Source organism: Pseudomonas sp. WOUb67 (assembly GCF_050058005.1).
GTDB lineage: Bacteria > Pseudomonadota > Gammaproteobacteria > Pseudomonadales > Pseudomonadaceae > Aquipseudomonas > Aquipseudomonas putida_R.
Genome location: NZ_CP170112.1, coordinates 5,526,327 through 5,547,296, shown reverse-complemented (window position 1 = coordinate 5,547,296; position 20,970 = coordinate 5,526,327). Strand labels below are relative to the sequence as shown.

Below are 20,970 nucleotides of genomic sequence, written 5' to 3'. Positions count from 1 at the left end.
CCGTACCTGTGGGAGCTGGCTTGCCGGCGATGAGGCCGGTAAATCCTATGCAAGGGCTGGACTTTTCTCCGCAGGTCGCGGCTAAATTCTTCTTTTCCGCCAAGGAAGCGAACATGAGCTGGGACCTGGCAACACCCTTCGTCATCGACCTGCGCGTCGGCAGCGAGGACATCGACGGCCTCGGCCACGCCAACAACGCGGTCTACGTCACCTGGCTGGAACGTTGCGCCTGGCGCCACTCCCAGCGCCTGGGCCTGGATCTGGCCGAGTATCGGCGCCTGGACCGGGCGATGGCGGTGGTGCGCCACGAAATCGACTATCTGGCCGCTGCCTACGAGGACGATGAACTGCAACTGGCCACCTGGATCATCGACTGGGACCAGCGCCTGCGCATGACCCGGCGCTTCCAGCTCAAGCGCCCGCGTGACGGCGTAACCCTGCTGCGCGCGCAAACCACCTTTGCCTGCATCGAGCTGTCCAGTGGCAAGCCCAAGCGCATGCCGGCAGAATTCGTCGAAGGTTACGGCCCGGCGCTGATCGGTGCCTGAGCGGGCGGCATTTTTTGTTAGACTGCCGCCTTTTCCCGCCGAGACCCCAACATGCAAATTGCCCTGGCCCCCATGGAGGGGCTGGTCGACAACATCCTGCGCGACGTCCTGACCCGAGTGGGCGGCATCGATTGGTGCGTCACCGAGTTCATTCGCGTGTGCGACCGCCTGCTGCCAGCCTCTTCGTTCGACAAGCTCGCGCCTGAGCTGCGTCAGGGCGCGCGTACGGCTGCCGGCGTGCCCATGCGCGTGCAGTTGCTGGGGTCCGATCCGGTCTGCCTGGCCGAAAACGCGGCGTTGGCCTGTGAGCTGGGCGCGCCGGTGATCGACCTGAATTTCGGCTGCCCGGCCAAGACCGTGAACAAGTCACGGGGTGGTGCCGTGCTGCTCAAGGAGCCAGAGCTGCTGCACGCCATCGTGCGCGAAGTGCGCCGCGCGGTGCCGGCGCATATCCCGGTCACCTCGAAGATGCGCCTGGGCTTCGACAGCCCGGACGGCGCGCTGGACTGCGCCACGGCGTTGGCAGAAGGTGGCTCGGCGCACCTGGTGGTGCATGCGCGGACCAAGGTCGAGGGCTACAAGCCGCCGGCGCACTGGGAGTGGGTGGCGCGGGTGCAGGATGTGGTCAAGGTGCCGGTGTTCGCCAATGGCGAAATCTGGACCGTCGATGACTGGCGGCGCTGCCGTGAAGTCAGTGGGGCCGAAGACATCATGCTGGGCCGTGGGCTGGTATCGCGCCCCGACCTGGGCCTGCAGATTGCCGCCGCGCGTGACGGGCGGGACTATCAGCCGATGAGCTGGGACGACCTGCTGCCGTTGTTGCGCGAGTTCTGGCGCCAGGCCCAGGCCAAGCTGTCGCCGCGTTATGCGCCGGGGCGCATGAAGCAGTGGCTGGCAATGCTGACCCGCAGTTACCCCGAGGCGGTGCTGTTGTTTGCCGAGTTGCGCCGGGAAGATGACTGTGCGCGGATCAGTCGGTTGCTGGGGGTTGAGGCTCAAGCTCTGGAAGCCTGTGTAGCCTGATCCGGCCTCTTCGCGGGTGAACCCGCTCCCACAGAGATCCCACAGGCGCTGAAGCTTGTGCAGTACCTGTGGGAGCGGGTTTACCCGCGAAGAGGCCTTCAGGCCCAGTGGAAAAAAATCAGGTTTTTTCGGATTCCCCCTTGAAAGCCTTTCCCCCGGCCATATCTCTTGAGTACGCGATGCCGAAGTCGGGTCGCGTAATGACTTACTTGCTGAATCTCAGGAGTTTATGACCATGACTACCGCTTTCTCTCTTGCACCACTGTTCCGCCATTCCGTTGGTTTCGACCGTTTCAACGACCTGTTCGAATCCGCGGCACGCAATGAGGCCGGTAGCAGCTACCCGCCCTACAACGTGGAAAAGCATGGCGAGGACCACTACCGCATCGTGGTTGCCGCAGCCGGTTTCCAGGAACAGGACCTCGACCTGCAGGTCGAGAAAGGTGTCCTGACCGTCACCGGTGGCAAGCGCGACAATGGCGCCGCTGAAGTGACCTACCTGCATCAGGGTATCGCGCAACGCGCCTTCAAGCTGTCGTTCCGCCTGGCCGACCATATCGAAGTGAAAGCCGCCGGCCTGGCCAATGGCCTGCTCAGCATTGACCTGCTGCGCATCGTGCCTGAAGAAGCCAAGGCCAAGCGCATCCCGATCAATGGCGACAAACCAGCGCTGAACTGATCGCGCCGCAATGAAGAAGGGCACCCCCAGGGGTGCCCTTTTTTGTGCCCCTCACGCGGTCCCTTGTAGGAGCGGCCGTGTGTCGCGATGGGCTGCAAAGCAGCCCCAAAATCTCCGCTCCAGCACAGATCGCCGGGGCTGCGTTGCAGCCCATCGCGACACAAGGCCGCTCCTACAAGGATTGCACCAGTCATGCGATCAGTAGTCTGCCGGCGCCTCCAGCAGCATCTTGCGAAATTCCGGCAACGGCAACGGCCGGCTGTGCAGGTAACCCTGGTACAGGTGGCAGCCCAGTTGCTCCAGAAACTCAAGTTGCTCGGTCAGCTCCACCCCCTCGGCAATCACTGCCAGGTCCAGGCTGCGGGCCATGGCGACAATGGCGCGGACGATTTCCGCATCGTTGGGGTCGATCGGTGCATCGCGCACGAAGGTCTGGTCGATCTTCAGCGCATCGACCGGCAGGCGCTTCAGGTAAGTCAGCGACGAATAGCCAGTGCCAAAGTCATCCATGGCAAAACTCACCCCGTAACGCTTCAGTTCGCGCATCTTGCTGATGGTGTCTTCCAGGTTCTGGATGACGATGCCTTCGGTGATCTCCAGCTTGAGCATGTGCCGAGGCAGCCGGTAGTCGTCCAGGCTGCGCAGCACGCGCTCGACAAAGTTGTTCTGGCGGAACTGCCGTGGGCTGATGTTCACGCACAGGCTGAAATCATCCGCGTCGATCAGCCCGTCGGTCAGCATGCGTGCGCAAGCATCGCAGGCTTCGTCAAGGATCCAGCTGCCAACTTCCAGGATCAGGCCGCTTTCTTCCAGCACCTGAATGAACTGCGCGGGCGGCTGCTGGCCCAGTTGCGGGTGGTGCCAGCGCAGCAGCACCTCGGCGCCGACGATACGGTTGTCGCGGGCATCCACCTGCGGCTGAAAGTGCAGCGCCAGTTCGCCACGGGCCAGGGCAAGGCGCAGGTCGTTTTCCATGCGCAGGCGCTCGCTGGCGGCCTTCTGCATGGTGGTGTGGAACAGCTGGGTGGTGTTGCGCCCGGAGTCCTTGGCCCGGTACAGGGCGATATCGGCACGCTTGAGCAGGTCGGCCGGGGTGGTGCCGTGGTCGGGGATCAGCGCCACGCCGATGCTGGGTGTTACCTGCAGGCGCTGGCCATCCAGCGACATCGGTTCGGCCAGCAGCTCGCGCAGGGTGTCGGCCAGTTCGCGCACTTTTTCTTCCACCAGCTCACGGCTGCCCTCCAGGCCGCTGAGCAGTACCACGAACTCGTCGCCACCCAGCCGGGCCACGGTGTCCTCCAGGCGCACACTGGCTTCCAGGCGGGCGGTGATGATCTTCAGCACGGTGTCGCCAACCGGGTGGCCCAGCGAGTCGTTGATGTGCTTGAAGTGGTCGAGGTCGAGGAACAGCAGGGCGCCGCGCAGGTTGTGGCGCTTGAGCAGGGCGATCTGCTGGCTCAGGCGGTCCATCAGCAGGGCGCGGTTGGGCAGGTTGGTCAGCGGGTCGTGGTAGGCCAGGTGGCGTATCTGCGCCTGGGCGTTTTTCAGCTGGCTGACGTCGCGTGCGGTCAACAGCAGGCAGTCGACTTCGTTGAGGGTGATCGGCTCGACAGAGACTTCCACGGTGAGGATATCGCCGCGCTTGTTACGCCCGAGCATTTCCCGGTGATGCACGCGGCCGCGGTCGCGCAATTCGGCCAGCAACGCGCTGCGCTGCTTGTCGTCGGCCCAGATACCGATCTCGTACACCGTGTGGCCGACCACATCGGCGGCGCTGTAGCCGGTCAGGCGGCAGAAACCGTCGTTGATTTCCAGGTAACGGCCGCTGTGGCGTTCGGTGATGGTGATGGCGTCGGGGCTGGAGTGGAAGGCCTTGGCAAACTTTTCCTCGCTGGACTTCAGCGCCGCCTCGGCGCGTTGCTGCTGGGTGATGTCGCGCAAGGTGGTAACGCTGCAGGGCTGGTCGTCGACGGTGATCAGTCGGCTGGAGATCACACAGGTCAACGGCGCGCCGTTGCGGTGGTTGACCACCACGGCAACGTTGCTCAGGGCCTGCTCGCGGATGACCCGCTCGATACGTTGCGCACGCTCGGTGGACTCGGCCCACAGGCCGATTTCCTCGGCGGTGCGGCCGATCACCTGGCCGCTGTCCCAGCCAAAGGTCTGGCTGAACGCCGGGTTGATCTCGATGAACTGGCCGGTGTCCTGGCGGGTGACGCAGATCGGGTCGGGGCTGACCTGGAACAGGCTGGCGAACTTCTCTTCCGAGGCGCTCAGGCGCTGCTCGCGCTCCACCTGGTCGGTGATGTCGAGCAGGGTGCCGGCCATGCGCAGCGGGTTGCCCTGCTCGTCACGGTACAACCGTGCGCGGCTTTCGATATAGCGTGAAATGCCGTTTTCCAGCTGCACGCGGTAGGTGATCTGGTAATTGCCGGCGGGCCCTTCGCGCAGGCTGCGGTAGGCCTGGCGCATCGAGTTGCGTTCCTGTTCCGGCACGCCCTCGAAAAACGCATCGAACGATTCGTGAAAGGGGGTGGGCGGCAGGCCGTGCAGCTGCGCGGCCCGGGCCGAGCCGTAGAGCATGCCGCTGGGGATGTGCCAATCCCAGGTGCCCAGCTGCGCGGAGTCCAGGGCCAGGTCCAGGCGCTCCTGGCTGTCCTTCAGGGCCTGCTCGGCGCGCTTGCGTTCGGTGGTGTCGACAAAGGTGCTGATCAGGAAGGTGACGCCCTCAAGCTCAATGCCCTGGGTGCAGAGGATGCCGTCGTGCACCTTGCCGCTGCTGGCGCGGAACTGCACCTCCATGATCAGCGGGCCACCGCTGGCGCGGGTCGACTCCATCACCTGGTGGCGCTGTTCGGGGTTGACCCACAGGCCCAGCTCCAGGCTGGTCTTGCCGATCACCTGGCTGCCGGGCCAGCCGAACATGTCTTCGAAATGCTGGTTGACCTCAAAGATCATGCCGTCGTGGCGGCGGGTCAGCAGAATGGCGTTGGGGCTGAGGTGGAACAGGGTGGCGAAGCGCTTTTCCGAGTTGATCAGCGCCGTTTCCCGTTCGCGCTGGCGGGTGATTTCGCGGATCACCCCGATCATTTGTGGCCGGCCATGCTGGTCGTGGGTCAGGCTGCCGTTGATCTCCAGCCAGTGCAGGCTGCCGTCCGGCCAGCGAATACGGTGGCGCATGGCCTGTTCCACCGGCTCGCCGTTGAACACCGCCTGGAATACCTGGCGCGTGCGCGCGCGGTCTTCCTCGGGCAGCAAGTCGAGGTAATCGACATCGGCGGGCAAAGGCCGCTGCGGATCGAAGCCGAACAAGGCCTGGGTGCCCCGTGACCAGCTGACCCGGCCGCTTTCGATATCCCATAGCCAAGCCCCCAGGCGCGCGCCGTTGAGCGCGGCCAGCAGTTGTGGGGCATTTTGCCAGGCCTGTTCCGACTCTTGGGGATCGGCCGCTGGGATACGCGGCAGGCGCAAAAAGCGGTTTGCTGATTTGGGCATCGGTACCAGACCTTTGGCGTATGACGCGTCCTTGAATTGGAAGTACCGGGCTGACGGCCGGTCAGGCGGGCCCTGCGTGGCTGTCGAGCAGGGCCATGAATGCCCTGGCCGCGTTCGATAGCGTTCGCTCCGTATGCAGAATGTAGCCTAGCTGGCGCGACAGCTGTATGCCCGGCAAGGCGATGGGTGCAACCTGTTCGTCGAGCATGGTGCGCGGCAATACGCTCCAGGCCAGGCCGATCGATACCATCATCTTGATGGTTTCCAGGTAGTTGGTGCTCATGGCGATGTTCGGCGTCAGGCCCTGGCTTTCGAACAGGCGCTGAACAATATGGTGGGTGAAAGTATTGCCGCCGGGGAACACCGCCGGGTGGCGGGCGACATCCGCCAGGCTGACTTCGTGGTTGTTGGCCAGCGGGTGCTCGGGGGCGGCGACGAAGTCCAGGGCGTCGTCCCACACCGGCACGGCCTTGATCAGGTGGTGCGGGTCGGGCGCCAGGGTGATCACGGCAATCTCGGCGCGGCCATGCAGAATTTCGTCGTAGGCCTGTTCTGAATCCAGAAACTGAATATCCAGCGCCACGGCCGGGTACTGGCGAGTGAACGCCCGCAGCAGTGGCGGCAGGCGGTGCAGGCCGATGTGGTGGCTGGTGGCCAGGGTCAGACGACCGCTCACGGCCCCGGTCAGATTGGTCAGCGCCCGTCGGGTATCATCAAGGACATTGAGGATCTGGTAGGCCCGTGGCAGCAGGGCGCGCCCGGCTTCGGTCAGGGTCACCTCGCGGCCCAGGCGGTCGAACAACCTTACACCCAGTTGCTGCTCCAGCCCGGCGATGCGTTTGCTGATGGCCGGCTGGGTCAGGAACAGCCGTTCGGCCGCCCCGGAAAAGCTGCCGGTTTCGGCAATGGCGATAAAGGCGCTGAGGTTGGCCAGGTCCATGAGGTTGTATTCCTTTGGGTTATCCAAAGCATAAAAATTATGAATTTGAGTTATTCAATCTAACCCCATAGCATCGTCCGTACAAGCCAAGGGGTCTTTGGCATAGAAAGACGCTGATGAGGAACAGTCTGATGGCTGGCAAAACGCTCTACGACAAACTCTGGGAAGCCCATGAGGTCAAGCGCCGTGATGACGGCTCGTCCTTGATCTACATCGACCGCCACATCATCCACGAAGTGACGTCGCCCCAGGCCTTCGAAGGCCTGCGCCTGGCCAACCGCAAACCGTGGCGCATCGACACCAACATCGCCACCCCCGACCACAACGTGCCGACCACGCCAGAGCGCAAGGGCGGTATCGAAGCCATCGTCGACCAGGTGTCGCGCCTGCAGGTGCAGACCCTCGACGAAAACTGTGACGAATACGGCATCGTCGAATTCAAGATGAATGACGAACGCCAGGGCATCGTCCACGTCATCAGCCCGGAGCAGGGGGCCACCTTGCCGGGCATGACCGTGGTCTGCGGTGACTCGCACACCTCCACCCACGGCGCCTTCGGTGCCCTGGCCCACGGCATTGGCACCTCCGAGGTCGAGCACGTGCTCGCCACCCAGTGCCTGGTCGCCAAGAAGATGAAGAACATGCTGGTGCGCGTGGAAGGCCAATTGCCTGCCGGCGTTACCGCCAAGGACATCGTCCTGGCCGTGATCGGCAAGATCGGCACCGCCGGTGGCAACGGCCACGCCATGGAGTTTGCCGGCAGCGCCATCCGCGAATTGTCGATGGAAGGTCGCATGACTATCTGCAACATGTCGATCGAAGCCGGTGCCCGTGTAGGCCTGGTGGCCACAGACGCCACCACCGTTGCCTATGTCGAAGGCCGCCCGTATGCGCCGAAGGGCGAGCAGTGGAAGCAAGCGGTCGAGTCGTGGAAAGACCTGGTGTCGGACGATGATGCCGTCTTCGACACCGTGGTCGAACTGGACGCGGCGCATATCAAGCCACAGGTCAGCTGGGGCACCTCGCCCGAGATGGTCCTGGCCGTCGACCAGCGCGTACCGGACCCGGCTGCCGAAGCCGACCTGGTCAAGCGTGGTTCTATCGAGCGTGCCCTCAAGTACATGGGCCTGACCGCCAACCAGGCGATCACCGATATCCAGCTGGACCGCGTGTTCATCGGCTCGTGCACCAACTCGCGTATCGAAGACCTGCGCGCCGCGGCAGAAATCGCCAAGGGCCGCAAGGTAGCCGCTACCGTCAAGCAAGCCATCGTCGTGCCGGGCTCGGGCCTGGTCAAGGCCCAGGCCGAGCGCGAAGGCCTGGACAAGATCTTCGTCGAAGCCGGTTTCGAATGGCGTGAGCCAGGCTGCTCGATGTGCCTGGCGATGAACCCGGACCGCCTGGAGAGCGGCGAGCACTGCGCGTCCACCTCCAACCGCAACTTTGAAGGCCGTCAGGGCGCCGGTGGCCGTACCCACCTGGTCAGCCCGGCCATGGCTGCCGCTGCCGCGGTGACCGGCCACTTCATCGATGTCCGCGAGTTGATCCAAGGGAGCGCAGCATGAAAGCCTTTACCCAGCACACTGGCCTCGTCGCGCCGTTGGACCGTGCCAACGTCGACACCGATCAGATCATCCCCAAGCAATTCTTGAAGTCGATCAAGCGCACCGGCTTTGGCCCGAACCTGTTCGACGAATGGCGTTACCTGGACGTGGGCCAGCCCTACCAGGACAACAGCAAGCGCCCGGTCAACCAGGATTTCGTGCTCAACCACGAACGCTACCAAGGTGCCAGCGTGTTGCTGGCGCGGGAAAACTTCGGTTGCGGCTCCAGCCGTGAGCACGCCCCGTGGGCGCTGGACGAGTATGGCTTTCGCAGCATCATTGCGCCGAGCTTTGCCGACATCTTCTTCAACAACAGCTTCAAGAACGGCCTGTTGCCGATCATCCTCAGCGATGAGGAAGTGGACGAGTTGTTCAAGCAGGTCGAAGCCAACCCGGGCTACCAGCTGACCGTCGACCTGCAAGCGCAGGCGGTGACCCGCCCGGATGGCAAGGTGCTGCATTTCGAGATCGATGCGTTCCGCAAGCACTGCCTGCTCAACGGCCTGGACGACATCGGCCTGACCCTGCAGGACAGCGATGCGATCAAGGCCTTCGAAGGCAAGCACCGCGCCAGCCAGCCTTGGCTGTTCCGGGATGCCTGATTGATGTAGCCGGCATTTGCAGTGGCTGTGCCGGCCTCTTCGCGGGTGAACCCGCTCCCACAGGTACGGCGTCGGATTCGAAACCTGTAGAGATCCTTTGGGAGCGGGTTCACCCGCGAAAGGGCCGGCAAAGGCAACAAAAATCTAAAGGATTGAGACATGACCAGCACCCAACACACCGACGTGGTCCAGCGCCAGTTCGGCGAACAGGCCAGCGCCTACCTCAGCAGCGCCGTGCACGCCCAAGGGAGTGAATTCGCCCTGCTGCAGGCCGAGCTGGCGGGGCAGGCGCATGCCCGCGTGCTGGACCTGGGCTGCGGTGCCGGTCATGTCAGTTTCCACGTCGCCCCGCTGGTTGCCGAAGTGGTCGCCTACGACCTGTCGCAATCCATGCTCGACGTGGTCGCCAGCGCCGCCGCCGAGCGCGGCCTGGCCAATATCACCACCGAGCGCGGCGCCGCCGAATGCCTGCCGTTCGCCGATGCCGCGTTCGACTTCGTCTTCAGCCGCTACTCGGCCCACCACTGGAGCGACCTGGGCCTGGCCCTGCGCGAAGTGCGCCGGGTGCTCAAGCCAGGCGGCGTGGCAGCGTTCATCGATGTGATGTCGCCGGGCAGCCCGCTGCTCGACACCTACCTGCAAACAGTCGAAGTGCTGCGCGACACCAGCCATGTGCGCGATTACTCCGCAGCCGAATGGCAGCGTCAGGTCAGCGAAGCTGGCCTGCATGTGCGCAGCCATACGCGCCAGCCGCTGCGCCTGGAGTTCACCAGCTGGGTCGAGCGCATGCGCACCCCCGAGCCGATGCGGGTGGCCATCCGCCAATTGCAGCAAGCCATGGGTGAAGAAGTACGGCAGTATTACCAGATCGAGGCCGATGGCTCGTTCAGCACCGATGTGCTGGTGTTGTGGGCCGAGCGTTAAGCACTTTTCGGTGGGGCCCGTCTGGCCGCACCGCGTGAATGGATAGAGGAAAGCATGAGCAAGCAGATTCTGATTCTCCCAGGTGACGGTATCGGCCCGGAAATCATGGCCGAAGCGGTCAAGGTGCTGGAACTGGCCAACGACAAGTTCCAGCTCGGCTTCAGCCTGGAACACGACGTGATCGGTGGCGCCGCCATCGACAAGCACGGCGTGCCGCTGGCCGACGAAACCCTGGAGCGTGCGCGCAAGGCCGATGCCGTGCTGCTGGGCGCCGTGGGCGGCCCGAAGTGGGACAAGATCGAGCGTGACATCCGCCCGGAGCGCGGCCTGCTGAAAATCCGTTCGCAACTGGGCCTGTTCGCCAACCTGCGCCCGGCCATCCTCTACCCGCAACTGGCCGATGCCTCGTCGCTGAAGCCGGAGATCGTTTCGGGCCTGGACATCCTCATCGTCCGTGAGCTGACCGGTGGCATCTACTTCGGTGCCCCGCGTGGCCAGCGCGAGCTGGAAGGCGGCGAGCGCCAGGCCTATGACACCCTGCCGTACAGCGAAAGCGAAGTGCGTCGCATTGCCCGTGTCGGCTTCGACATGGCCCGCGTGCGTGGCAAGAAACTGTGCTCGGTGGACAAGGCCAACGTCCTGGCCTCCAGCCAGCTGTGGCGTGAAGTGGTCGAAGACGTGGCCAAGGACTACCCGGATGTCGAACTGAGCCACATGTACGTCGACAACGCTGCCATGCAGCTGGTACGTGCACCCAAGCAGTTCGACGTGATGGTGACCGACAACATGTTCGGTGACATTCTGTCGGATGAAGCTTCCATGCTGACCGGTTCCATCGGCATGCTGCCTTCTGCGTCGCTGGATGCCGACAACAAAGGCATGTACGAGCCGTGCCACGGCTCGGCGCCGGACATCGCCGGCCTTGGTATCGCCAACCCGCTGGCGACTATCCTGTCGGTGTCGATGATGTTGCGTTACAGCTTCAATCAGTCGGTTGCCGCCGAAGCGATCGAGAAGGCGGTGAGCCTGGTTCTGGACCAGGGCCTGCGCACCGGCGACATCTTCTCTGAAGGCTGCCGTAAAGTTGGTACGCAGGAAATGGGCGACGCAGTAGTCGCAGCGCTGCGGAATCTGTAATCTCTCTGGCCCGCCACCCAAAATTCCCGGTGGCGGCCCACTTTTAGCAAAGGTGTAGTTGCGATGAAACGTGTAGGTCTGATCGGTTGGCGCGGTATGGTCGGTTCCGTGCTCATGCAGCGGATGCTGGAGGAGCAGGATTTCGACCTTATCGAGCCGGTGTTCTTCACTACTTCCAACGTTGGCGGCCAAGGCCCGAACGTGGGCAAGGATACAGCGCCGCTCAAGGACGCTTATTCCATTGAAGAACTCAAGACCCTCGACGTTATCCTGACCTGCCAGGGCGGCGACTATACCAACGAGGTCTTCCCCAAGCTGCGTGAAGCCGGCTGGCAGGGTTACTGGATCGATGCTGCCTCGTCCCTGCGCATGCAGGATGACGCCGTGATCGTCCTCGACCCGGTCAACCGCAAGGTCATCGACCAGCAGCTGGACGCCGGTACCAAGAACTACATCGGCGGCAACTGCACCGTCAGCCTGATGCTGATGGGCCTGGGTGGCCTGTTCGAAGCCGGCCTGGTCGAGTGGATGAGCGCCATGACCTACCAGGCAGCCTCGGGTGCCGGCGCGCAGAACATGCGTGAGCTGATCAAGCAGATGGGGGCTACCCACGCTGCCGTTGCCGATGACCTGGCCAACCCGGCCAGCGCCATCCTCGACATCGACCGCAAGGTTGCCGAGGCCATGCGCAGCGACGCCTTCCCGACCGAGAACTTTGGCGTGCCACTGGCGGGCAGCCTGATCCCGTGGATCGACAAGGAACTGCCGAACGGCCAGAGCCGTGAAGAGTGGAAGGCCCAGGCCGAGACCAACAAGATCCTCGGCCGCTTCAAGAGCCCGATCCCGGTCGACGGCATCTGCGTGCGCATCGGCGCCATGCGTTGCCACAGCCAGGCGCTGACCATCAAGCTGAACAAGGACGTGCCGATCGCCGACATCGAAGGCATGATCAGCCAGCACAACCCTTGGGTGAAACTGGTGCCTAACCAGCGTGAAATCAGCATGCAGGAACTGACCCCAACCAAGGTCACCGGCACCCTGAACATCCCGGTAGGCCGCCTGCGCAAGCTGAACATGGGCTCGCAGTACCTGGGCGCGTTCACCGTGGGTGACCAGCTGCTGTGGGGCGCTGCCGAACCGCTGCGCCGCATGCTGCGGATTCTGCTGGAGCGTTGATCGTTCTGCTTTAACTAAAAACCCGCGCTGGCGACAGCGCGGTTTTTTTTTGCCTGAAGGTTTTGTGCTTATGCCGCTGGCCCAATCGCCGGCAAGCCAGCTCCCACAGGTACTGCACAGGCCTGGAGAACTGTGCAGTACCTGTGGGAGCTGGCTTGCCGGCGATTGGGCGGGACATGTCATGCAAATGTTCGGGTCGGCAGCGTATTCCCGAGTTTTGTAACAGCACCCCTGAGCAGTGGCAAAATGCCTGGCTTAACGAGAAGTATTCTCATTATAATCGGCCTCCCCAGTTTGCCTGAGCATAGGAAAGTGCTGACGTGCTGGAACAACTCTTCAACGAACATGCCTCCGCCTTGCACCGCTACCTGCTGCGCAAGAACTGCACGCCATCCCTGGCGTCGGACATCGTCCAGGAAACCTTCCTGCGGCTGGCGCAGATGGAAGGGGTAGAGCGGCTGCTCGCCACCCCGGCCTACCTGTTCCGCGTTGCCCACAACCTGATGATCGACCATCATCGGCGCTATGGAAGCAGGCGCTACGAGGCCGAGCCGGCCAGTATCTTTGACGGCTTGATCGATGAAGCCAGTTCGCCAGAGGACCAGGCCCTGGGCGCCCTGGAACTGGAGCGCCTGCACGCAAGCCTGGAGCTGCTGCCCGAACGCACGCGTAACGTGTTTCTGCTGTGCCGGGTAGAAGGCATGACACACAAAGAGGCCGCCGAGTATTTACGGATTTCCACCAGCTCTGTACAAAAACACCTGGCCAGCGCATTGGCCCGAATCGGCAGAGGGCTCGAACCTGACCAGTAGACCAGGCGCAAGCGCTGACCTGGCGGGGCTACCAGAAAAACACCAACAGGCAGCAACAGCGTACCGTGAACCCCTCAGAACCTGTTGACCCGATCGAGCGCAAGGCTGCCGATTGGGTCTTGAAACACCGTCAAGGTCGCCTCGGCCCCGCCGAGCAAGCGGCCTATCGGCGTTGGCTGGAAGCCGACCCCCGGCATGCTGCCGTGGCTCAGCGCCTCGACCGCGCCTGGCAGGCCAGTGCCGCACTACGCCAGGGCTATGTGCGGCCTCCGCGCCCAGCCCGCGCCGGCGGGCCGCTGGGCTGGCTACAGCCCCTTTGGCAAAGGCCCTGGGCCAGTGGTGGCGCTCTCGGCGGATTGGCGATGGCCTGCTGGTTGTGGATGGCGCCGCCATTCTGGGTGCAGGGCCTGGGCGCCGATTACCAGACCGGCTACGGCGAAGTGCGCCATGTCACGTTGGGCGATGGTAGCCAGCTTGTACTCGGCAGCCGCAGCATTCTCAGCGTCGCGTATGACGGCCAGCGCCGTACGGTGCGGCTCAAGCACGGTGAGGCAGTCTTCAGCCCTTCACCGGTGGGCGAAGCGGAGCCACGACCCTTCACGGTCAGCACGCCAGGGGCAAACATCACCGCCCGTGGCACTCGCTACCTGGTCGCGGTCGACAAGGATGACCGATCCGGTTGGGTAGGCGTGCTTCAGCACAGCGTCGAAATCAACCTGGTTTCCCATGGCCTGGACGATGCGTCGGCATCTGCCGTGTTGCAGCAAGGTGACAGCCTGTACTTCGGCCCCCATGCCGGGCTCAAACCACTGGAGCAATCCCCCGAGGAGCTGGCCAGTTGGCAGGAGGGCAGGGTGGTGTTGCGCCAGCAGACCCTGGCCCAGGCGGTCGAGCAGTTGGGCCGTTATCGCACTGGGTTGACCCTGGTGCGCGGTGAAGCGCTGCGACGCCTGCCGGTGACTGCCGTGGCACGCACCGACCACATTGATGACGCCCTCAAGCAATTGGCCAGGCAAGCACATGCCCGGGTACTGGAGCTTCCCGGCGTACTGCTGATTTACTGATCTAAAAAAACTGATTAATAGATCATATCGCTCTACTGCGTTTTCCAGCTTCGCACGTTACTGAATGCAAATAACTCTTATTTGTCTTTAGCTAGGGTGCTTGGAAACGATGTCAAAGGGAGCTTCAGGGCGTTTTGCCCCTCAACGTGGAAAGCTGAGCCTGGGCATTCAGCTGGCACTGTTGGCCTGCTGCGGCGCCACGCCGGTAATGCCTGCCATGGCCGCCAGCGACCCGGCTGCCGCCGCACAGGCCGGCCAGTACCATCAGTTCGATGTGAAGGGCGGGGCACTTGAAGATGCCATGTTGCAGCTGGCGCGCCAGGCGGGCGCCGAGCTTTACCTCACCGGCGATGCCTTCAATGGCCTGTACGCCAACCCGGTGCAGGGCCGTTTCTCTCTGGAGGGTGCGCTCAAGCAATTGCTGAGCGGCTTGCCAATCAGCTTCAGCCTGAGTGGCGGGCCCGACCGCCCGGTAATCCACCTGCAATCGGCCACCAGCGCCGGCACCGATGACCTGCACCCGACCTACGTGTACAGCCAGCGTGACAGCCGCTCGAGGGACGAGAAGGGCTACAGCGACATCTACGACCAGGACATTTCCACCGTCTACGCCGGCAAGGAGCAGATCGAGCGCTACAAGGGCGCCGCCCCCGCCGACGTGTTCAAGGGCATGCTCAACGTTTACAGCGGCGACGCCCGCAACAGCGGTGCACTGGACCCGAACGTACGGGGCATTCAGGGCCCTGGGCGGGTGCCGCTGACCATCGACGGCACCGAGCAGGCGCTGACGGTGTACCGCGGCTATATGGGGGCCAACAACCGCAACTACATCGACCCCAACCTGATCGGTTCGATCAAGGTGATCAAGGGGCCGAACCTGGAGCGCAACGTCTACAGCGGCGTCGGTGGTGCGGTGGTGGCCAATACCCTGAGCGTCGATGACATCCTCAAGGAAGGCGAAGCGTTCGGCGGCGAGTTCAAGATCGAGGGCAGCAACAACTCGGTCTCACCGAAGCTGCCTACCTTGATGACCGGGCAGATGCCCGGTGCGGATTACCAGTACATCCCGATCAATTCGTACTACGACCCGTCGCTTTACAAACACCCGCGCACCAGTAGCAGCAACGACCTGTTGTCGAGCGACGACAAGGCTTACCGGCTGGCGCTGGGGACGCGCCAGGAGCAATTCGACCTGATGGGCGCCTATGCCTATCGGGAAAAAGGCAACCACTACGCGGGCAAGCAAAAGAGCAGTTATTACTCCAGTGGCGAACTGGTGGATGGCAAGTGGGACTGCGTGCCCAACCTGGCGCGCATCTACAAGCCCGGCGACGAGGTGCCCAACAGTTCCAGCAAGATGGAATCGTGGCTGGCCAAGGCCACCTGGAAGATCGACGAAGGCCAGAGCCTGGAGTTTGGCTACCGCGCCACCGACTCGTTGTATGGCGAGATCCTGCCCTCGCGCATTTCATTCTTCACCCCGGGCAGTACTTACGATGCCGCTACCTACGGCGTGCCGCAGTGGCCGCTGAGCCATGTGGACAGCAAGGCCTATAACGTCGAGTACAAGCTTAATCCCGATGACAACCGCTGGGTCGACTTCTATTCCAACCTGTGGATGACGCGAACCGTTAGCGATACCTACAGCTCGGGTGGCGTGCCCAATGAAACCACGATGCAGAACCGCGAGTTTCGCAACACGGCCGTGGCCAATGCCAAGCATGACCGTGCAGGGCTCACGGTCAGCAACAAGCTCAAGCTGCTGGACAGTCTTGATCTGACCCTGGGTGGCAGCTACCAGCATGAAAAACTGAGTTCGGGTGACAGCATGTTAGACCCGAGCACGTTCGGGGCAACGCGACTGTTTCCAAGGGCAGGTCGACGTGAGGAGCAGGAGTACAACTTCAACTTTGACTGGCAGCCGGTTTCGTTTGCGCGCTTTACGGCGGGTGGTCGTTATTCCTCGTATTGGTCGTTCGACGATTTTCTCAGTAAGCGGCAGCGTGATACGGGTGTGACTACCCAGTACGTGCAGACCGGTAAACAGGTCACGTACTCCACGAGCAGGCAATTGTCGGATGCAGAGTGGCGTGCGGCCGTGGACGAGAACATCGCGGGCAACCAATGGGTATGGGAGATGTTTGGTTATACCGAGGAGCAGATTCAGGCAGACATTGAAGCGACGGAACTCAATACACCGCGCTCAGTAACGACCCAGCACACGGCAGACTGGGCGCATGACGGAAAAGGGCGATATCAGCGCAGTAACAACCCGTGTATCGCAGCCGCAGCGGCTGGCGATATAGAGGGATGCACCGCCACGTTCTATGACGGTTCACCGGGCTACGTCGACAACGAGGGCAATCTGGTCAACCAAACGGTCGACACCTCGGCCAAGCACCGCAGGGATCAAGGCTGGGTACCTAATCTCTCGGCGACTTTCTTTACCTCGGAGAATGGCCGGTTCTATTTACGTTACAGCGAAGCGATTCGTTATCCGAGCATGTTTGAAAGTACCGTTGGCTTCTCTGCGTCACTGACGCCTTGGCAACTGGAGCCGGAACATGCACATAACTACGAAGTGGCTTACATTCACAACCTCAGCGGTTGGCTAGGCAGTGAGCAAGCGGATGTCAAGCTTACCTACTATCACAACACCACGGATAACGTCATCGAGCGCAGCCCGCAGCTGGTGTTCTCCAATGTTGAGAAACAGACGACGGCAGGTATCGAATTACAAGGCCGGTACGACAATGGCGGTTTCTTTACCGACGTGAGCGTGGCGCATGTGCTTAAAAATAAAGTGTGCGATGAAAACTCGGCCATGCAGCTGGATGCTAACGGCGGCATCGCCAATTGCGTGGATGATGGGTTCCTCGGGGGTTATCTAGTGGGCATGGCCATGCCTGAATGGTCTGCCAATCTTGGCTTGGGAGCGCGTTTCTTCGACCGTCGTCTGGAGGTCGGTGGGCGTGTCATTTACTACAAAGGGCACGACAGCAAATTCCATAGCAATTACAGCGGCAATCCCATGGTCTCGTATTACCTCAATACGCCGTTGTCGTGGGATGACATTGTGACCTACGACGCGTATGTCAATTACAAAGTGACGGACGATGTAAGTGTCGAGTTGGTCGGTACCAACCTGAGCAATCTTTATTACCTGGATCCCTTGACGCGTTCGGCCATGCCCGCGCCGGGGCGAACGTTGAAAATCGGTTTGACTGCAAACTTCTAAGGTGGAATGACTATGGACGGGTGAATGCGCCGAATGTCGGACGTGCTTGTGTGTTGGATACTATTAACTTATCAATGGATTATGAAATGAAAGCGTTCAATGTTTCCGTACTTGCAGTTGCACTTCTGGGCCTGGCTGGCGTTGCGCAGGCTGACGTATCCTCGGGGCAGAGCTATGCGGGCTCCATCGTAGTAGGTGGCTCCCAAGGCAACTCCACCAATCACCCTGGTGAAGCGGGTGCGCCAGCCGTGGGTGTGACGGCTTTCTACGGCGGTGCAAAAGTTGGCTTCAGCGGCCTCAAGGGCATGGTGGCTGCTGACGCCAATGGTGTAACCACCATTACCCCGGCAATGATGCCGGCATCGCACTCCGCCCTCGGCAACTTCGACTTCAAGCAGGTTTCCACCCAGCAAGTCTACTTTGGCGAATGGTCGCAGAACGGTACCAACAATGACCCGACCCGTGTCGTCTACTACTCGGGCGACACCGCCGGGCGCGTGCTGCCGACCACCAATGTTGCCTATGCAGTCCAGGGCATCAGCAACTACTCCGGTGCCAACCTGATGTCGGGTGACATGACGGCAACCTTTGGTGCTGCTGCGCCGAAACTCACGGGCTACGTCGGCAATAGCGCGCTGAGAGTCACTGTGGATGCCACCATCAACAAAACGAATGCATCCTTCTCGGGTACCTCCAAGGCCGTGAACCCGAGCAACAACGCGCAGCTGTCGGCGGGTACTACCCAAGGTAGCTTCTTCGGCGCCGGCGCCACTGCCTCCCTGGCCGGCATCGCCAAGTTCGATAACCGCAACTACGACACCGCGTTCGGTGGTGTGAAGAAGTAAGCCGACCCGCTTGATGCTGGTCAGTTAAGTGCAAGCAGGGTTGTCACGCAGCCCTGCTTGCAGCTATTTCAAGGCACCCCGAGAGCCGAGCAATGCCCCAGCCTTCACGCCTGCGTTACCTCTTGTTGCTGTCCCTCCCGCTTTCCTTCCCCATCACCGCTTTGGCCGACCAGGACACCAACCTGCGCCTGAACCAGAGCATCGAATATCGCGCCAACCGCCAGGAGCGCGAGCTGCTCAAGGACGAAATCGCCGGCACCACGCTGGTCATCGATGGCCAGACGTATCGGGTAGAGAACAACCTCAACGACCTCGGCCGTGCGCTCTATGTCTCGGTGCAGCGCCAGCAATGGGCCGACGTGACCGCCTTCCGCGCCCGCTACGTTGCGCTGGCAGGCCACGACCCGATGCTGCTGGCCTACGCCGATGGCGCACTGGCGCGCTCGCGCGGCGACCTGGACCAGGCCGAGGCGCACTACCGCACATTGCTGGCGCTGCAGGGCGACTTTCTCCCCGGCCAGCTGGAACTGGCCCGGGTACTGTTCGAAAACCGCAAGGATCGCGAATCCACTGACGCTTTCCGCCAGATCAGCCAGAGCCTCGGCCCGGCCGATGCGCGTAACCAGGGCCTGGGCAATACCGTCGACAGCTTCATCGAGGCGCTGGACCACCGCGAAAGCTGGCAGGGTTCGCTGGCCGTCGGCCCGACCTGGAACGACAACCTCAACCAGTCCTCGGAAAGCACCACCCACTACCAGTTGGAAACCAGCGACGGCGTGTACCTGGTCGAACGCAAGCTGCCCAAGGCGGTGTCGGCGCAGGGCATCGACTACGAAGCCACCTTGAACAAGCGCGTTGCGCTGTCCGGCCACCATGGCGTGTTTGCCCGGGCACTGGCCTATGGGCAGGCCTACGACAAAGAGGCCAGGTACAACGAAGACACCTTTATCGGTAACACCGGCTACAGCTATCAGGACGGGCGCAACCAGTACAGCCTGGGCCCACAGTTCGAATACAACCGCATCGGCAGCGACCCGATGTACTCGGCCTGGGGCCTGCGCGGTGAATGGATGCACAACCTTTCGGCCACCCGCATGCTCAAGCTGGAAGGCGAATACAAGGACATGGCCTACCGCCGCCAGGCCGCGGACACCTATGACGGCAGCGCCGCCTCGGTGTACGCCACCCTGTGGCAAGCCCTGCCGCAGCAATGGGTGCTGTTCGGCGGTTTCGACCTCACCGACCGCAACACCCGCGATGCGACCGAGGCTTACTTCCAGCGGGGCCTGCGGGTGGGCGTGGCCAAGGACTTCGACATCGGCCTGAGCAGTGTGCTGTTCGCCTCCTGGCGCACCCGCCAGTACGACGCCTACAGCGCCTTGCTCGACGACCGGCGTCATGAAGAAGAGCAAGGCTATACCTTCATCGTGCGCGCACCGCGCCTGGCCTTCCATGACCTGGTACCCAGCCTGACCTTCAAGTACAACAAGGTGAACAGCAACGTCGACTGGCTGTACAGCTGGGAGCGCAACAGCGTCAGCCTCAAGCTGGAAAAACAGTTCTGAGGGGGCTACACAATCTCAGAAGCCCTGCGTGATCCTCTGTGGGAGCGGGCGTGTCGGAGCGCCGAACCGCCGCGAACACCGGCGAAGCCGGTGCCATCCACCGCGTCGCCAGCTTCGCGGGCATGCCCGCTCCCACAGTGGGCTGTGCAGGCCTGCGCCGTTGAGCGCGGCAGTTATCCCGAGGGCCACAAGCAGCGTTGGCCTCGCCCGGGCAATGCGAGTAAAGTGCCGCTCCCGTTTCGCCTGAGGCAGCCCGCATCATGAACCCTACATTCGATATCGCCGTCGTCGGCGCCACCGGCAGCGTCGGTGAAACCCTGGTACAGGTGCTCGAAGAACTGGCGTTCCCGGTCGGCACATTGCACCTGCTGGCCAGCATGGAGTCGGCAGGCAGCAGCGTGATGTTCGCCGGCAAGAAGCTCAAGGTGCGTGAGGTCGACAGCTTCGACTTTGCCCAGGTCAAGCTGGCCTTCTTCGCCACAGGCGCCGCAGTCAGCCGCAGCTTTGCCAGCAAGGCGCTGCAGGCGGGTTGCACGGTCATCGACCTGTCTGGTGGCCTGGACGATGCCCTGCCCCTGGTGCCTGAAGCCAACGCAGAGCGCCTGGCCGGCCTGGCATTGCCGGCACGCATTGTCAGCCCGTGCTCGGCTGCCGTGGCCCTGGCGGTCGCGTTGGCACCGCTGAAGGGCCTGCTGGACATCGAGCGTGTGCAGGTGATGGCGGCGCTGGCGGTGTCCGCGCAAGGCCGCGAAGCCGTCAGCGAACTGGCCCGGCAAACGGCCGAGCTGCTCAATGCCAGGCCGCTGGAGCCACGCTTCTTCGACCGCCAGGTGGCATTCAACCTGCTGGCCCAGGTGGGGGCCGCCGATGAGCAGGGCCATACGGCGCCGGAGCGCCGCCTGGTCAGCGAGTTGCGCGTGCTGCTGGGCATGCCTGAATTGAAGATTTCCGTGAGCTGCGTTCAAGTCCCGGTGTTTTTCGGCGATAGCTTCAGTGTGGCCGTGCAGAGCCGTCGCCCGGTCGACCTGGAAGCGGTCAACCAGGCACTGGAGGCAGCCGACAGCGTCGAGTTGGTAGAACGTGACGATTATCCGACCCCGGTCGGTGACGCAGTGGGCCAAGACGTGGTCTATGTTGGTCGTGTACGTCACGGTGTTGATGAAGACCAGCAGCTCAACCTCTGGCTGACCACCGACAACGTGCGCAAAGGCGCCGCGCTCAATGCCGTGCAAGTGGCACAATTGTTGATTAAACAGATGCCGTAAAAGATACTGGCGAGCACTTTTGTCCTGCTCTGCTTGCAGGTTTCGGGACGATT

General features: G+C 62.5%; 16 protein-coding genes. 14 read left to right on the top strand and 2 right to left on the bottom strand.

All coding sequences use genetic code 11. From position 1 onward, the window contains the following. The first annotated feature begins 113 nt into the window (after nucleotides 1–113). The 3 genes from ABOC32_RS24495 to ABOC32_RS24485 all read left to right on the top strand — a co-directional run bounded on the left by ABOC32_RS24495 (nucleotide 114) and on the right by ABOC32_RS24485 (nucleotide 2,250). On the top strand, nucleotides 114–548 hold the full coding sequence (locus tag ABOC32_RS24495) for an acyl-CoA thioesterase (RefSeq protein WP_016500875.1): 435 nt from the start codon (nucleotides 114–116) through the stop codon (nucleotides 546–548). A gap of 51 nt (nucleotides 549–599) precedes the next feature. Next, a complete protein-coding gene (locus ABOC32_RS24490; RefSeq protein WP_426809211.1) occupies nucleotides 600–1,571 on the top strand; it encodes a tRNA dihydrouridine synthase in 972 nt (323 codons plus the stop codon). 235 nt (nucleotides 1,572–1,806) lie between these two features. Then, nucleotides 1,807–2,250 (top strand): Hsp20 family protein, encoded by a 444-nt coding sequence (locus ABOC32_RS24485; protein WP_019473804.1) that lies wholly within the window; start codon nucleotides 1,807–1,809, stop codon nucleotides 2,248–2,250. A 198-nt stretch (nucleotides 2,251–2,448) separates the two neighbouring features. Here ABOC32_RS24485 and ABOC32_RS24480 read toward each other — a convergent pair whose 3' ends face one another. Beyond that, a complete protein-coding gene (locus ABOC32_RS24480) occupies nucleotides 2,449–5,745 on the bottom strand; it encodes a PAS domain S-box protein (protein ID WP_426809210.1) in 3,297 nt (1,098 codons plus the stop codon). 61 nt (nucleotides 5,746–5,806) lie between these two features. Next, nucleotides 5,807–6,685: a LysR family transcriptional regulator gene (locus tag ABOC32_RS24475; RefSeq protein ID WP_426809209.1), complete on the bottom strand. Its 879-nt coding sequence runs from the start codon at nucleotides 6,683–6,685 to the stop codon at nucleotides 5,807–5,809. Nucleotides 6,686–6,816: 131 nt separating this feature from the next. Here ABOC32_RS24475 and leuC point away from each other — a divergent pair, with 131 nt between their 5' ends. From leuC to ABOC32_RS24420, 11 genes are all read left to right on the top strand, one after another. Next, nucleotides 6,817–8,250 carry a 3-isopropylmalate dehydratase large subunit gene (gene leuC / locus ABOC32_RS24470; RefSeq protein ID WP_426809208.1) on the top strand — a complete coding sequence of 478 codons (1,434 nt, stop codon included), beginning with the start codon at nucleotides 6,817–6,819 and terminating at the stop codon, nucleotides 8,248–8,250. Further along, on the top strand, nucleotides 8,247–8,891 hold the full coding sequence (gene leuD, locus ABOC32_RS24465) for a 3-isopropylmalate dehydratase small subunit (RefSeq protein ID WP_016500869.1): 645 nt from the start codon (nucleotides 8,247–8,249) through the stop codon (nucleotides 8,889–8,891). Before leuC ends, leuD begins: the two co-directional genes overlap by 4 nt. Nucleotides 8,892–9,050: 159 nt before the next feature. Continuing rightward, nucleotides 9,051–9,815: a class I SAM-dependent methyltransferase gene (locus tag ABOC32_RS24460; protein ID WP_426809207.1), complete on the top strand. Its 765-nt coding sequence runs from the start codon at nucleotides 9,051–9,053 to the stop codon at nucleotides 9,813–9,815. Nucleotides 9,816–9,869: 54 nt separating this feature from the next. Beyond that, entirely contained in the window at nucleotides 9,870–10,952 is a 1,083-nt protein-coding gene (gene leuB, locus ABOC32_RS24455; RefSeq protein ID WP_063425019.1) for a 3-isopropylmalate dehydrogenase, read from the top strand. Nucleotides 10,953–11,015: 63 nt separating this feature from the next. Continuing rightward, the gene (gene asd / locus ABOC32_RS24450; protein WP_338746534.1) at nucleotides 11,016–12,128 is read left to right on the top strand and encodes an aspartate-semialdehyde dehydrogenase; all 1,113 of its coding nucleotides are present in this window, start codon (nucleotides 11,016–11,018) and stop codon (nucleotides 12,126–12,128) included. Nucleotides 12,129–12,448: 320 nt separating this feature from the next. Then, nucleotides 12,449–12,940, top strand: a complete 492-nt coding sequence (locus ABOC32_RS24445; RefSeq protein ID WP_426809206.1) for an RNA polymerase sigma factor — start codon at nucleotides 12,449–12,451, stop codon at nucleotides 12,938–12,940. Nucleotides 12,941–13,005: 65 nt separating this feature from the next. Further along, nucleotides 13,006–14,004, top strand: a complete 999-nt coding sequence (locus ABOC32_RS24440; protein WP_426809205.1) for a FecR family protein — start codon at nucleotides 13,006–13,008, stop codon at nucleotides 14,002–14,004. Nucleotides 14,005–14,113: 109 nt separating this feature from the next. Further along, a complete protein-coding gene (locus ABOC32_RS24435; RefSeq protein ID WP_426809204.1) occupies nucleotides 14,114–17,242 on the top strand; it encodes a TonB-dependent receptor domain-containing protein in 3,129 nt (1,042 codons plus the stop codon). An 86-nt stretch (nucleotides 17,243–17,328) separates the two neighbouring features. After that, the gene (locus tag ABOC32_RS24430) at nucleotides 17,329–18,087 is read left to right on the top strand and encodes a Slam-dependent surface lipoprotein (RefSeq protein ID WP_426809203.1); all 759 of its coding nucleotides are present in this window, start codon (nucleotides 17,329–17,331) and stop codon (nucleotides 18,085–18,087) included. A gap of 92 nt (nucleotides 18,088–18,179) precedes the next feature. Then, nucleotides 18,180–19,652, top strand: a complete 1,473-nt coding sequence (locus tag ABOC32_RS24425) for a surface lipoprotein assembly modifier (RefSeq protein ID WP_426809202.1) — start codon at nucleotides 18,180–18,182, stop codon at nucleotides 19,650–19,652. Between the two features lie 260 nt (nucleotides 19,653–19,912). After that, a complete protein-coding gene (locus ABOC32_RS24420) occupies nucleotides 19,913–20,917 on the top strand; it encodes an aspartate-semialdehyde dehydrogenase (RefSeq protein WP_426809201.1) in 1,005 nt (334 codons plus the stop codon). Nucleotides 20,918–20,970: the final 53 nt, after the last annotated feature.

Excerpts from the sequence above, each read along its gene's own strand:
- ABOC32_RS24495 (WP_016500875.1), top strand. The coding sequence starts at position 114 with ATGAGCTGGGACCTGGCAACACCCTTCGTCATCGACCTGCGCGTCGGC.
- ABOC32_RS24490 (WP_426809211.1), top strand. The coding sequence starts at position 600 with ATGCAAATTGCCCTGGCCCCCATGGAGGGGCTGGTCGACAACATCCTG.
- ABOC32_RS24485 (WP_019473804.1), top strand. The coding sequence starts at position 1,807 with ATGACTACCGCTTTCTCTCTTGCACCACTGTTCCGCCATTCCGTTGGT.
- ABOC32_RS24480 (WP_426809210.1), bottom strand. The coding sequence starts at position 5,745 with ATGCCCAAATCAGCAAACCGCTTTTTGCGCCTGCCGCGTATCCCAGCG.
- ABOC32_RS24475 (WP_426809209.1), bottom strand. The coding sequence starts at position 6,685 with ATGGACCTGGCCAACCTCAGCGCCTTTATCGCCATTGCCGAAACCGGC.
- leuC (WP_426809208.1), top strand. The coding sequence starts at position 6,817 with ATGGCTGGCAAAACGCTCTACGACAAACTCTGGGAAGCCCATGAGGTC.
- leuD (WP_016500869.1), top strand. The coding sequence starts at position 8,247 with ATGAAAGCCTTTACCCAGCACACTGGCCTCGTCGCGCCGTTGGACCGT.
- ABOC32_RS24460 (WP_426809207.1), top strand. The coding sequence starts at position 9,051 with ATGACCAGCACCCAACACACCGACGTGGTCCAGCGCCAGTTCGGCGAA.
- leuB (WP_063425019.1), top strand. The coding sequence starts at position 9,870 with ATGAGCAAGCAGATTCTGATTCTCCCAGGTGACGGTATCGGCCCGGAA.
- asd (WP_338746534.1), top strand. The coding sequence starts at position 11,016 with ATGAAACGTGTAGGTCTGATCGGTTGGCGCGGTATGGTCGGTTCCGTG.
- ABOC32_RS24435 (WP_426809204.1), top strand. The coding sequence starts at position 14,114 with ATGTCAAAGGGAGCTTCAGGGCGTTTTGCCCCTCAACGTGGAAAGCTG.
- ABOC32_RS24430 (WP_426809203.1), top strand. The coding sequence starts at position 17,329 with ATGAAAGCGTTCAATGTTTCCGTACTTGCAGTTGCACTTCTGGGCCTG.
- ABOC32_RS24425 (WP_426809202.1), top strand. The coding sequence starts at position 18,180 with ATGCCCCAGCCTTCACGCCTGCGTTACCTCTTGTTGCTGTCCCTCCCG.
- ABOC32_RS24420 (WP_426809201.1), top strand. The coding sequence starts at position 19,913 with ATGAACCCTACATTCGATATCGCCGTCGTCGGCGCCACCGGCAGCGTC.